Source organism: Pseudomonas iridis, assembly GCF_017980685.1.
GTDB lineage: Bacteria > Pseudomonadota > Gammaproteobacteria > Pseudomonadales > Pseudomonadaceae > Aquipseudomonas > Aquipseudomonas iridis.
In genome coordinates this window covers 1-12,934 of sequence record NZ_JACXXO010000020.1, presented here as the reverse complement: position 1 = coordinate 12,934, position 12,934 = coordinate 1, and the positions used below count along the sequence as shown (strand labels likewise).

The 12,934-nt window shown below is 58.0% G+C and carries 10 protein-coding genes; 2 read left to right on the top strand and 8 right to left on the bottom strand.

Features of this window, described 5'->3' with window-relative positions; all coding sequences use genetic code 11:
- Window positions 1-152: 152 nt before the first annotated feature.
- Genes IEQ42_RS23845 through IEQ42_RS23830 form a run of 4 tightly spaced genes read right to left on the bottom strand, consistent with a single transcriptional unit; the run spans window position 153 to window position 3,938 of the window.
- Complete coding sequence (locus IEQ42_RS23845; protein WP_210705568.1) at window positions 153-1,238, bottom strand: polyamine ABC transporter substrate-binding protein; 1,086 nt, start codon at window positions 1,236-1,238, stop codon at window positions 153-155.
- A 50-nt stretch (window positions 1,239-1,288) separates the two neighbouring features.
- Window positions 1,289-1,633, bottom strand: a complete 345-nt coding sequence (locus IEQ42_RS23840; RefSeq protein ID WP_210705567.1) for a cupin domain-containing protein — start codon at window positions 1,631-1,633, stop codon at window positions 1,289-1,291.
- A 30-nt stretch (window positions 1,634-1,663) separates the two neighbouring features.
- Window positions 1,664-3,070 (bottom strand): NAD(P)/FAD-dependent oxidoreductase, encoded by a 1,407-nt coding sequence (locus IEQ42_RS23835; protein ID WP_210705566.1) that lies wholly within the window; start codon window positions 3,068-3,070, stop codon window positions 1,664-1,666.
- Between the two features lie 52 nt (window positions 3,071-3,122).
- Complete coding sequence (locus tag IEQ42_RS23830) at window positions 3,123-3,938, bottom strand: AraC family transcriptional regulator (RefSeq protein WP_200617183.1); 816 nt, start codon at window positions 3,936-3,938, stop codon at window positions 3,123-3,125.
- A gap of 263 nt (window positions 3,939-4,201) precedes the next feature.
- Between IEQ42_RS23830 and IEQ42_RS23825 the strand changes: the two genes are divergently transcribed.
- On the top strand, window positions 4,202-4,474 hold the full coding sequence (locus IEQ42_RS23825; RefSeq protein ID WP_042559264.1) for a DUF1652 domain-containing protein: 273 nt from the start codon (window positions 4,202-4,204) through the stop codon (window positions 4,472-4,474).
- 50 nt (window positions 4,475-4,524) lie between these two features.
- Here IEQ42_RS23825 and IEQ42_RS23820 read toward each other — a convergent pair whose 3' ends face one another.
- A complete protein-coding gene (locus tag IEQ42_RS23820) occupies window positions 4,525-6,999 on the bottom strand; it encodes a UvrD-helicase domain-containing protein (RefSeq protein WP_210705565.1) in 2,475 nt (824 codons plus the stop codon).
- Window positions 7,000-7,275: 276 nt separating this feature from the next.
- On the opposite strand from IEQ42_RS23820, the gene IEQ42_RS23815 reads away from it, so the two are divergent.
- Window positions 7,276-7,971, top strand: coding sequence for a pirin family protein (locus tag IEQ42_RS23815; RefSeq protein ID WP_042559266.1), 696 nt, complete (start codon window positions 7,276-7,278; stop codon window positions 7,969-7,971).
- An 85-nt stretch (window positions 7,972-8,056) separates the two neighbouring features.
- Here IEQ42_RS23815 and pgm read toward each other — a convergent pair whose 3' ends face one another.
- The 3 genes from pgm to IEQ42_RS23800 form a co-directional block, all read right to left on the bottom strand.
- Entirely contained in the window at window positions 8,057-9,703 is a 1,647-nt protein-coding gene (gene pgm, locus IEQ42_RS23810) for a phosphoglucomutase (alpha-D-glucose-1,6-bisphosphate-dependent) (RefSeq protein WP_210705564.1), read from the bottom strand.
- A gap of 106 nt (window positions 9,704-9,809) precedes the next feature.
- Window positions 9,810-11,210 carry an aminotransferase-like domain-containing protein gene (locus tag IEQ42_RS23805; RefSeq protein ID WP_210705563.1) on the bottom strand — a complete coding sequence of 467 codons (1,401 nt, stop codon included), beginning with the start codon at window positions 11,208-11,210 and terminating at the stop codon, window positions 9,810-9,812.
- A gap of 49 nt (window positions 11,211-11,259) precedes the next feature.
- Window positions 11,260-12,714, bottom strand: coding sequence for a hypothetical protein (locus IEQ42_RS23800; protein WP_210705562.1), 1,455 nt, complete (start codon window positions 12,712-12,714; stop codon window positions 11,260-11,262).
- Window positions 12,715-12,934: the final 220 nt, after the last annotated feature.

Sequence of the window (12,934 nt, the reverse complement as noted above, 5' to 3'; positions counted from 1 at the left end):
GCGCATTGATATCAACCGATAACAGTCGCTGATAACCCATGTGGGAGCGAGCCTGCTCGCGAATGCGAAAGCTCATCCAACATCAATGCTGAATGAAACATCGCCTTCGCGAGCAGGCTCGCTCCCACAGGTTTTGCATTTACCGATATATCTCAGCTACCGGTACGAATCTTGTTCCAGATCCGAGTACGAATCCGGTCGATGTTCATCGGCATTGCCTCCAGCGCGAACAACCTGCCCAACATCTCCGGGGTCGGATAAACCTTGGTGTCGTTCTTGATCGCCGGATCGATCAGGCTGTCGGCCTGCTCATTGCCGTTGGCGTAGTGCACCGAGTTGCTGATGTCAGCCATCACGTCCGGGCGCAACAGGTAGTTCATGAAGGCGTAGCCGGCCTTCTCGTCCGGAGCGTCGTTGGGCATCGAAACCATGTCGAACCAGATGGGCGAACCTTCCTTGGGAACCGAATAGCCGATCTCGATGCCGTTCTTCGCCTCTTTGGCGCGGCTCTCGGCTTGCAGGATGTCGCCGGAGAAACCGACCGCCACGCAAATATCGCCGTTGGCCAGGTCGCTGGTGTACTTCGAGGAATGGAAATAGCTGATGTACGGCCGCACTTTCAACAGCAATGCTTCGGCTTTCTTGTAGTCCTCGGGGTTCTTGCTGTGGTGCGGCAAGCCCAGGTAATTGAGGGCCGCCGGGAGCAATTCCGGGCCGTTGTCGAGAATCGCGACGCCGCACTTCTGCAGTTTTTCCATGTACTCGGGCTTGAAGATCAGATCCCAGGAATCGACCGGCGCGTCATCGCCCAACACCGCTTTGATCTTGGCAACGTTGTAACCGATGCCGGTGCTGCCCCACAGATACGGGAAGCCGTGCTCGTTGCCCGGATCGTTGGTTTGCAGGGCCTTGAGCAACACCGGATTGAGGTTTTTCCAGTTCGGCAACTGGCTCTTGTCGAGCTTCTTCAACGCGCCGCCCTGAATCTGCCGAGCCATGAAGTGGTTGGACGGAAACACCACGTCGTAACCGGAGTTGCCGGTCATCAACTTGCCATCGAGGGTTTCGTTGCTGTCGTAGACGTCATAAATAACGCCAATGCCGGTTTCTTTCTGGAAGTTTTTCGTGGTGTCCGGTGCGATATAGCTGGACCAGTTGTAAACCTTGACCGTCTCGGCGGCGTGACTGATGGAGGCGACCAGCAACAGCGGTGCCAGAGTGAGGGTTTTCCGGATCATGGGTCGATTCCTGTAGAGGCTATTGTTGTTTGGCAGGCAATCTCAAGCAATCAGAAAATCAGCACGTAGCTCTTGCGCACGGTTTCCTGGATATCCCAGATGCCGAGCGTGTTGGCCGGCAACATCAAAGCGTCGCCACCTTGTATGTGCAGGGTTTCGCCACCGTCGTCCGGGGTGAATGTGCAACGCCCGGTAATGAAATGGCAGAACTCCTGCGCGGTGATCTGCCGGCGCCAACGGCCGGGCGTGCATTCCCAGACGCCGGTTTCGACACCATCGTCGCGCTCGACGCTGGTCGTTGAGGCAATGGCTATCGGCTCGCCAAGCGGCACGGCGACCGGGTTGGATTCATCGAGTTGTAACGTGGCGGTGTTTTTGAACTGGGTGATGCTCATGGCGTTACCTGTCTTGTGAATAAACATCTGTCAGTGCATGAAACCTTCCATGAACCCGGCCACCTGGCTGGCGAGTTTGCGCCGCCATGGCGCAGTCGCCGGGTTGGCGAGGGTCTGGTCTTCGTGGACGAAGCTTTTGATGATCGCGTTGTAACCGAGCCAACGGCACGGCTCCGGCTCCCAGGCACGCAGCGCATGAATCCCGCCGTCCGGCAGCACCCACGGCTGGTTAACCAGTTCGCTGTCGCGCTCAAGGATCAGATCGGCCAGGGTACGGCCGCCGAGGTTGCTGGCACCGACGCCCTCCCCGCCATAACCGCCGGCCAACGCAATGCCGTTGGCCCGATCGCACAGCATGTGCGGCTTGAAGTGGCGGGACATGCCGAGGTTGCCGCCCCAGGCGTGAGTGATCTGCACATTTTTCAGTTGCGGGAACAGTTCACCGAACAGATAACGACGCAGCTCGACTTCATCGCGGGTCAGGTCAAAGTTGTGGCGCAGCTTGCCGGCGAATTGGTAACCACCGCGGGCGCCGAAAATCAGACGGTTGTCAGCACTGCGCTGGCCATAAGTGACCTGGCGGCTGAATTCGCTGAAAGCCTGGCCGCGACTGAGGCCGATCTCGTCCCACGTAGCAGCGGACAGCGGCTCTGTGGCGACGATCAGGCTTTGCACTGGCAATTGGTAGCGACCCAATGGCGGCAATGTCACCGAGTAACCTTCCACTGCCGGCACGATCCAGCGACTGCGCACATGGGCTTTGGCCGTGCGCAAACTGCCCGACTGCCAATGCGTAACGGGGCTGTTTTCGTAAATTTTCACGCCCATGCCTTGTACGGTGCGCGCCAGGCTGCGCACCAGTTTGGCCGGGTGAATGGTCGCCACATGCGGAGCGTAGATACCACCGTAAGGTTTGGCCACACGAATCTGCTGCGCCAGTTGCTCGGGGCTGAGCCAGCGGTAATCGTCGTCGGTCAGGCCCTGGGCGTGGAGTTTGGCCAGGTAGTCGCGCAGCGTGGCTTCCTGTTCCGGATAGCGCGCCGCGCAGTACAGCACGCCGCCCTTGCGGTAATCACAGTCGATGCCTTCACGTTCGAGGACGACTTCGACTTCATCGGGGATGCTGTGCAGCAGATCAAACGACGCGCGACGCTGCTCGGGGGACAGGCCGGCGAGCAAACGCTCCTCGCCAAGCAGATTGCCCATCAGCCAGCCGCCGTTGCGCCCGGATGCGCCAAACCCGGCGGTTTGCGCCTCGATAATCGCGATGTCCAGGCCCGACGCGTGCTTCTTCAGGTAGTACGCCGTCCACAGCCCCGTGTAACCGGCGCCGATGATCGCCACGTCTACGTCCAGATCCCGCTCAAGCTCGGGCCGCGCGATCAGCGGCTCGTCGAGTTGATCCATCCACAAACTGATAGTGCGCCACGCCGGCATGCAAGACTCCGCCACTGAAAACCTTCGATGGCGTCGATCCTAGTGCGCGACCTCAGGAGATGTCTTGCGCGCGTGTCCGCAAAGAAATTTGTTTAACGTAGGCCTTGGGCGACAGGCCGGTGTGTTGGCGGAAACAGCTGTAAAACGCCGACAACGAATTGAAACCAGCGGCGAACGCCAACTCATCGATGCGCACTGGCGGCGCGGCATCGTCCAGTGACTTGAGCAGATGCTGCAGTCGCGCGTGGTTGACGTAGCGGTAGAAACTTTGCCCAAGCACCTGATTAAGCAGGTAAGAAATCTGATTGCGGCTGTACCCGCACTCCTTCGCGACCCGTTGCAGGTCAAGCTCTGGATCCAGGTACGGTTGCTGGCGTTCGAAGTATTGCTGCAGATCGTCGGCCATAAAACTCAATTGACGCGGCGACAGGCCCAGGCGACTGACGGCCGGGCGCTGGCTCGGCGCAGTCGTGTTGCCAACCTGTGCACGCACCAACGAGGCATATTCATTTACGCGCCAGATCAGCCCGTCCTTGACCGTGATCGCCTCGCTGGAGCGGAACGACACAAGTCCCTCGCCGCCGCGCAGGGTCACTTCGTACTGAATGAACGCAGTGTTGCCATCAACGCGAATGCGGTCGCAATGCTCAAGCGCTTCGTCGGATTCGCGCGGCATGCTCACACGCACGTACTCGCGCAACTCGTCGAGGCCGAGCACGCGGTTCTGGAAAAAATCGCTGTACTGAATGTCCGGGTGATACAGCGCCATCACGCTGTCCAGGTCGCGGTGTTTCCAGCTCAAGTGATAGCGCATGACCGTGGCGGTCGTGGCCTGGGTCTGTGCGGGGCCGTCGTCGTCGGCGTGCATAAGGAGCTCGGCGAAAAAGAATCGAGCTTGCCGAAGTTCGGCACGGGCATCAATGACTAATCCATGGTGGCATTTTGGCGACGAATGCGTAAGCCGTGACTTACATCAAAAAATACGAATCAATCGCAAAATGAACTGAAAATTCCCACAGAAATTTCACATTGAGATGCTACTTTTAATGTCAGTCACCGGTTGAGCCAATGAAGGCTCTTCCCACCTAACATGAGCTAAAGGAAGCGCTCGATGAAGAAGGCGGGCAACACATGAATAACGGGTCAAGCAAAGTCACGTTCCCCAACGCCTGCCAGCTGATGCGCTGGCATTTTCATCCCATGGGTTTCGAGGCAACGATGGATGCACCGGGCAGCATGATTGCCCGATTGTTCGATCGAGCCAGTGGTGAAACCATGATCGCTATCGCTGGCATCCCGTGCGCAACGGTAATGAATGCGGCAGACGTCGAGCGAATTATCGAGGCTGTGGAGGATGAGCTGGATGCTTTCATACCTCCAGAGTCTCTCAGGAATTACGCATAACCTTATGATTTACAACAAAAAGCCCGCATTGATGCGGGCTTTTTTGTGGGTCACGCGGTTTGCTTTTCTGCTCGATGATCAGCGAAGAATGGCTTGCCCTTCGCCACTCGGTCAGACGCCTTGGGCATGTTCACCGCCTGCGGCTCCTGCGGTTCGACATACCAATAACAATGGCTGACCGCGCGGGTAATCCCGACGTACGCCAGGCGCAAGATCTCGTCCTTTTGCGCGCTGTCATACGGCTCGCTGTCGCCGGTTTTGCCCAATCCGGCCATGCGATACACCTGGTTCTTGTAAGGAGAACTGGTCAGATGCTGACAGTCTCCGAGCAGGAACACCGCGTCTGCCTGCAGGCCCTTGGCACTGTGATACGTCAGTTGTTTCAACCGACGAGCCTCGTACGGCAAGCTCGAATCAACATTAACTACTGACTGAATATGCTTTTCTATCAATAACTTATCGCTGCTTTTTCGATAAAGCATCAAGATTGAATGGCCCTGCCGATAATGCTCGGCCAGGCGTTCGCCCAGCGCCTGATCATCGCGTTCCAGCACATTGACTGGCTGCAATGGCTTGGGCTCGCCGCTCGCCTTGGCCTTCTTACCGGGAATCGCGGGCGCGGCACGGACGATGTGTTCCGCCGCATCGATGATGTGTTGATGACTGCGATAGTTGTCACTGAGCATTACTCGCGTGGTGCTCGGCGACGGGAATTCCTTGTTGAACTCCATGAAGTAACTCGGTGAACTGCCGCGCCAGCCGTAAATCGATTGCCAGTCATCCCCCACACATAGCAGCGACGAGCGCTGCGCGCCTCGTCCGACATGCATGGCCGGCCCACGGCTGCGAATTTCCGAGAGGCTCGCGCGAATCCACGAAACGATCTGTGGCGAAACGTCCTGAAATTCATCGATCATCAGGTGCGACATGGGTCGCAGCAGTTCATCGCTGAGCAGTTTGAGGTTTTCCGGCGAGTGCTCGCTGAACAGCGCGAACATGCGGTTGTAGGTCATGATCGGCGGCTTCTGGTCGAGCAAGTGATCTTCCAGGGCGCGCCAGAACAGGCTCAGCGCCTCGAAGAAAAACCGGTCGGGGTCATCTTTGGCGAAACTCATGCGGCCAACAGCGTCCGGTACGTCCAGCCCCAGGTTCTCGATAAACCCGGCCGCCGCCACGAAACAGTCGAGCAACGGCGCGGAAGCGAGTTCACCCTTGACCTTGTAATCGAAGCCCGGGCCCGCACTGGCATCGCCTGCCAATGTCGCCAAAACGCGTTTTGACGATTCGTAACTATCCAGCCAAATCAATGGCTTACGACAGAAAGCTTGAAACAGGGTGCGCTTCACTGCCCACTCTGCACGTATCGAAAGTTTCGCATTCGCTCGGCAGAGCTGGGCGTTTTCCCTGGGGTCAAAGCCGAGTACGACCCAAGCATCAAGGCTTGGAATGTAACCGTGACAGTGAAATGTCGAACCATTGATTTCGAAGGTCTGCCGGTTTGGCTCAATGCCTTTGATAGGCCAGGCACCGGCGCCGAACCAAAGATCTTCAATTGCATCGCACAGTTCTTCATCGCGCTTGGCCGCCAGCTCGGTGACGGCCATGCGCTTCTGTACATCGGGGTTATCACGCTCCAGCTCCTTGAGCTGCAACCCGGCCTTTGCCATCGGCTGAATCAGTTGGCGGAAACGCTCGTCCTGAGTGAACAATCGGTGATAGCAGGCATTGAGCTGCTGGCGCTGCGCGTCGTTGATACGCAGGTCGAACGGATTGCTGTCGACCTCCTCGTCAGCACCGGGCGCTCGATGGCTGAGGTTCTCGAAAGCCTGCAACCGCTCGAAACCCGCCAGGCTGCGCACCATCGGCAGGATTCGCGAGTGGAAGGTTCGCACCAGTTCACGCGCCTGTTTCAGGCTCAGCGCCCGCCCCCACAGCGCAAACAGTTCGATCAGCTTGTTGATGAAGTCCTTGCGCGATTCGCGGGTGAAGGTCACTACGGTCATTGAATCGAGCTCAAAGCCCAGATAGTGCGTCAACAGTAGAATGCGCAGGACCAGCGTGGTCGACTTGCCCGCTCCGGCGCCGGCCACCACGGAAGTCGAAGGCGTATCGCTGAAAATCATCTTCCATTGCGCAGTGCTCGGCTGAGCGTGTGCGGGGAGTAAACGCGCGACATCAGCCTTGATGCGCTTCTTCAGCTCAGCGGTGAGCGGCAGGCGCCAGTCGTCGAACAGGAGATTGTCCACGCTTGGCGGACGATGTTCGGTGTTGCGGCTGTCGCGGATCAGCAGCACTTGCCGACCTTCTTCAAACCCCTCGAGCTTGCCCTCTTTATACCCGTACTCGACACCCGCGGTGTGACCGCTACGAAAGCCATCCGCCTGACCATGCAGCCACGACGCACGGTGTTGCGCGCGCAAACGCGTCAAACCGTGGCCGAAGAAACGTGCGGCCATCCGTTTGAACCACTGCATCTCGGCCAAAGGGCGAAGTTCGGGAGGAAGATCGGGAGTTTGTTGCGCCACGCTGACGGGCTCCAGTAAATATGCTATTGAAGGCTATGGTGTCTTTATTTAACGCCGGGTTCTAGCGAAATGCTTACGCTTCATTGGTTTAGGCGATTAACTGAAGGTGGGATGAGAAATTTTCGAGGTTTTTTTGATCGACTTATTCGATCTTGATGCCGCACTTTTTACGCTTTTTATCGATACTTGGCTGATAGATGATCGCCGTCATAAACCACCGGTCTTGGGCCGGGCGCGATAACTGCGCCCCGTCATGAACCTTTTGAGGAGACGATCATGCTTGAACTCAGACCTTTCAACACACTGGGCGCCGCCCATCATGGCTGGTTGGATGCCCATCACCATTTTTCGTTCGCCGAGTACTACGACCCACAGCGCATGAGCTGGGGCAATCTGCGGGTGTGGAACGATGATGTAATCGCCGCCGGCAGCGGTTTCCCGCAGCACCCGCACCGCGACATGGAAATTATCACCTACGTGCGTGAAGGTGCGATTACCCATCAGGACAACCTCGGCAACAAGGGCCGCACCGAAGCTGGCGACGTGCAAGTCATGAGTGCCGGCACGGGCATCGCGCACAGTGAATACAACCTGGAAGCCCAAGACTCCAAGATCTTCCAGATCTGGATCCTGCCCACCGAAACCGGCGCCCCGCCGTCCTGGGGTGCGAAACCCTTTCCCAAAGGTCAGCGTGAAGGGTTTGTGACCCTTGCCAGCGGTAAGGATGGCGATGATCAGAGCCTGCGTATCCGCGCCGATGCTCGCCTGGTGGCGGCGAACATCAAGGCTGGTGAGACGGCGGAATATCGTCTCGACGAAGGACGCCGCGCTTATCTGGTGCCGGCTACGGGTGTGATTGAAGTCAATGGTTTGCGTGCACAAGCTCGAGACGGTGTGGCGGTTGCGCATGAGCAGGTGCTGACCGTTACTGCGATTGAAGACAGTGAGATTGTGTTGGTAGATTTGGCTTGATCGCCTGATCAGAGGCAAAAAAAGGGGCAACCGCAATGGTTGCCCCTTTTTTGGCTCGGTAGCCCTTGCGGTGAAGGACTTCAGCTTATTTGCTGGAAATTGCGCCATCCACCAGAGTTTGCGCTTCGACCACCAATTGCTTGAGGTGCTCGTCGCTGATGAAGCTCTCTGCGTAGATCTTGTAGATGTCTTCGGTGCCTGACGGACGCGCCGCGAACCAGCCGTTCTCGGTCATTACCTTCAAGCCGCCAATTGCCTGATCATTGCCCGGTGCGTGGCTGAGAATGCTTTGAATCTTCTCGCCCGCCAATTCGGTCGAAGTGACTTGCTCCGGCGACAGCTTGCTCAGCAGGGCTTTCTGTTCCGGGTTGGCCTTGGCGTCTACGCGTACCGAGAACGGCTCTCCGAGTTCATCGGTCAGCGCTTTATAGGCCTGGCTTGGGTCGCGACCGGTGCGAGCGGTCATTTCTGCCGCGAGCAATGCCGGGATCAGACCATCCTTGTCAGTGCTCCATACACCGCCGTCCTTGCGCAGGAACGATGCACCGGCGCTCTCCTCGCCGCCAAAACCCAGCGAACCGTCAAACAGCCCGTCCGCAAACCATTTGAAACCGACCGGCACTTCGTAGAGACGACGCCCCAGACGCTTGGCGACACGATCAATCAGACCGCTGCTGACCACGGTTTTGCCCACGCCAGCATCGGCACGCCACTGCGGACGGTTCTGGAACAGATAATCGATGGACACTGCCAGATAGTTGTTCGGCGCGAGCAAGCCACCGGAAGGCGTCACGATGCCGTGGCGATCGTGATCCGGGTCGCAGGCAAACGCCACATCGAAACGCTCCTTCAGACCGATCAAGCCTTGCATCGCATGGCTCGATGATGGGTCCATGCGAATCTGGCCGTCCCAATCGACGGTCATGAAACGGAAGGTTGGATCGACTTGCTTGTTCACCACGTCCAGATCCAGACGGTAGTGCTCGGCAATCGCGGACCAGTAGCGCACCCCTGCGCCACCCAGCGGATCGACACCCAAATGCAGCTTGGCATCGCGGATGGCATCGAAGTCGATCACGTTGATCAGATCGGCAACGTAGGTGTTCACGTAGTCGTGACGATGGGTGGTGCTGGCCTTGAGCGCCTGCTCGTGACTGATGCGTTTCACGCCAGCCAGTTTATTGGCCAGCAGCTCGTTGGCCTTGGCCTCGATCCACTTGGTGATGTGGGTGTCTGCCGGGCCGCCGTTGGTTGGGTTGTATTTGTAGCCACCGCTTTGTGGCGGGTTGTGCGACGGCGTGATGACGATGCCGTCGGCCAGGCCAGAAGTACGGCCGCGGTTGTAGCAAAGAATGGCATGGGAAATGGCCGGAGTCGGCGTGTACTCGTCGCCTTCGGCGATCATCACGGTCACACCGTTCGCCGCCAGCACTTCCAGAGCGCTGGCACCCGCGGGAGTCGACAACGCGTGAGTGTCGATGCCGACAAACAGCGGCCCGGTGATCCCTTGGGCCTCGCGATACAGACAGATCGCCTGACTGATCGCCAGCACGTGCCATTCGTTGAAACTCAGGTCGAAAGAACTGCCCCGATGCCCCGACGTGCCAAACGCCACACGCTGCGTGGAAATGGAAGCGTCAGGCTGGCCGGTGTAATAGGCCGTTACCAGTCGCGGGATATCGACCAACAATTCTGCCGGTGCCGGTTTGCCCGCAAAAGGACTGAGTGTCATGCAAAAACCTCTGAAATAGAGTGATTCAGGAATAGAACGCAGTTTACTGGCAGTTTGACCGTAGTGCGACGGGATCTATCCGGGACACTCCCGATGTTTTTTAACGTTAACTTTCGGGTGCCATCCGCAATGCGTCGCCCAGCAGCCCGACGATATTCCCCAGATCGTGGTCACCATGGCCCAATGAGCTCAAGCGCAGATGGTGCGCATGCAACCCCTGCAGGCTGAACAACTCCCCTGGCGCAATAATGATCTGTTGCTTGAGCAGGCGCTGAAAGACATTCCCCATGTCTACCGGACGCAACGAGCCTACCCAGACCGTCGCCCCACCCTGCGGCTCGACAACCTGCAACGCGTCGCCCAGGCGCTCGCGCAATAACTGGATCAACTGCGTTCGCCGCTCCTTCAGCATCCGTCGCAGTACCGACAAATGCTGGTCCAGCCGTCCGCCACCCAACAATCTCGCAATCGCTTTCTGGCGGATTAGCGACAAGCTATAGGCGCGTAACAGGAAATGACGTTGCAGCTCACTGCGCCAATGGCGCGACAGGACAAAACCGAAAGGCGCCTCAGCACCGATGAACTTCTCGAACGTGGAAAACACCAGCAGGCGATCCGGGTCCAGCCAGTGGCGCAGGCGTTGGGAGTCGATCCCTTCATCGAGCTCGCTGTAGCAGTCGTTTTCCAGAACCCAGGTGCCATGACACCCGAGCAGATGGGCGATGGCTTGTCGATTGGTCGCAGAGAGCAGGCTGCCGTGGGGCATGCTCAACGCTGAGGACAACAGGATCAGGCGCACCCGTTCCTTCTTGAGCAAAGACTCCAGGCGCTGCGGATCAATCACCCCGCCTGCGAGCAGTGGCAACTCGATCACCCGCACTTGGGCGCAATCCAGCAGACGCAGGATCACCCAGTCACACGGCGACTCGACCACTACGGTGGCCCCACGCAACTCGAGCACCGAAATCAGAATTTCCAGCACCCCGCGCAAATCGGCACCGATGTAGACGTCATCGGCATGCCAGCAATTCACCGTCGATGAGGTGTAACGCGCAGCCAGTACGGTGCGTAACTCCAGCTCACCGCAAGGCTGCACCAGTACTTGCGGCTGGCGCGGGTACTGGCGCAGCAGTTCCCGCTCAAGCATCAGCAAAGGACGGTCCAGCGGTTGCAGCGAAGCCGGGTCATCGGCGCTCAATACACACATGCCCGGTCGCTGGGTATTGACGTAGACGGTTTCGAGCAGGTCCCTGCCACAACCAGGCACGTCCATTGCGGGCAGTGCTTTCGCGTAATAACCGGATTTGGCGATTGAATAAACCCGACCTTCCTTTTCCAGCAACGAATAGGCGTACTGGACGGTCGAGATCGACACATTCAGTCGATCAGCCAGTTGCCGCAAGGAAGGCAGGCGCACTGCCGAGCTGCTCCCTGCCTCCTCGATCAGCAGCGTCAGGTAGCGATAAACAGCCTGATAAACAAAGTCGTTTTCCCGCGACGCTTTCACGAGCCGGCATCCATGGGCTGTGATTCAGGGTTAGGCGATTGGCTCACGGTCAGCCTTCCGCCGATCGATCGTTTGTCGGCTCGGTACCCGCCTCCTCCGCACTGGCGCTGTCGCCGCACGCAAGTAACCGAACGGGTCCCATCGAGTAAAGACGCACAATCAATTTGACCGGCAACCCGCTGACGTCCGTCATCCACTTCAGCACTTGCTCAGGCGCATGCAGGCCCTGCATTGCCCGGTGCAGATCCGGCAACGCCACCAACATGCCGGGATGACAATTGCGCAGAAACCGTTCCAGCCCCGCCCCGCTATCAACAAACGGCGCAAACAGCAGGCACATCAGCTGGATATCGTTCAAATCGAAACCGGCCGAGAGCCAGCCTTCCGCCTGCATGCGCAAATGTCGCGGATCCTGCAGATTGCCGAAATGGGCGAGCATCTGTTCGCAAACCGGCTCGGGTACCTGTCTGCGACGCATCGTTATCAGGTAGTTGTGCAGGTATTCGCCGACTCCGGCCTCGTAGGTTCTCCCCTCGATGAATCGTGCCTGCATTCCTCGCAGATGCGCAGCGACCAGAGGATCTGCATATTCATCGTCACTTTGATAAAGGCTCAGGTCATCCGCCTGGAACCCAAGAAAGTCACTGAGCAACGGCCAGCGCTCCTCGAGCTTGCCAACGATCATGTCATTGATGTTGATGAAACCGGTGCGCCGACACGCTTCGAACTCACCTTCCGGGCGCCACGCTACCCGCTCCTCTTCGGTGTAGAACTCGCGATAGTAATCACCACCCAGCCGGTCGAGCAGCGGGAACAGCGCTTCAAAGCCAGCAGAGGTCACCAGCGGACCGGCAATGGCGGCTTTTTGAACGGCGCGACTCAAGCCGTCGAGAAAGTGCTTCTGGCGGTTTAACGACTCACTGCCGATCATGGCATCGACACCATTGTTCCATCGGGCGATCTGACCGTAGTACTCGGCAGTGGCCAAATAAGCGTCGTCCCACAACTCAAGCGCTTCGCTGTAGGTTCTTCGATGCCCCAGCAGCAGCAGGTTTAGACGATGGGTCTCGCGCCCCTCTTCGCAGATCGGTGCCTGATGGTCGAATGGCAGGACCTGGCGATGATCCACCATCAACAACTCGACCCGAGGATCGTCATAGAGGAACAGCGCGCCGTAGCTGCGGTGCATGTTCTGCAGCGCCGTGTCACTGTTGCCGTTCCAGCGTAAAGTCGCCACCCGTAGCTGAAACGTCCCGGGCGCACGCCCGGCGATACTCAATTGCGCTGCCCGCAGCAGCGCCAATGTGTAACAGCTGTCGCGCGACCCGGTCTGGTTAACCAGCACTTTGAATTGACCGATGTTCTCCATGCCGCCAGCAGCCACGGCCAGTCGCTGGATCAGCAACTGCAATGCCGTGCGCTCCGCTCGTGAGAAAAAACTCAGCAACCGCTGCAATACTTGCTGGTAGACATAATTCATTGCCTGATCGTGGATCGTGCTCATCGGTATTTACCCGGTATAAAAGGTTTCATGGCGCGCAGACAGAAAACCAACTGTCCGCACGACAATTAATCAATAAGTAATAGACGCTCAGATGCTAAGGAAGGTCTGAAGTACCCACCGATTTTTGAGGCCCTCGCTGCTTGAGGTTCAAAAAATCCAAGTCGGCCGAAAAACAGACCCTTCTTGTCTTTAATTCACGGCTCTTTCCTCTGATCGTGCT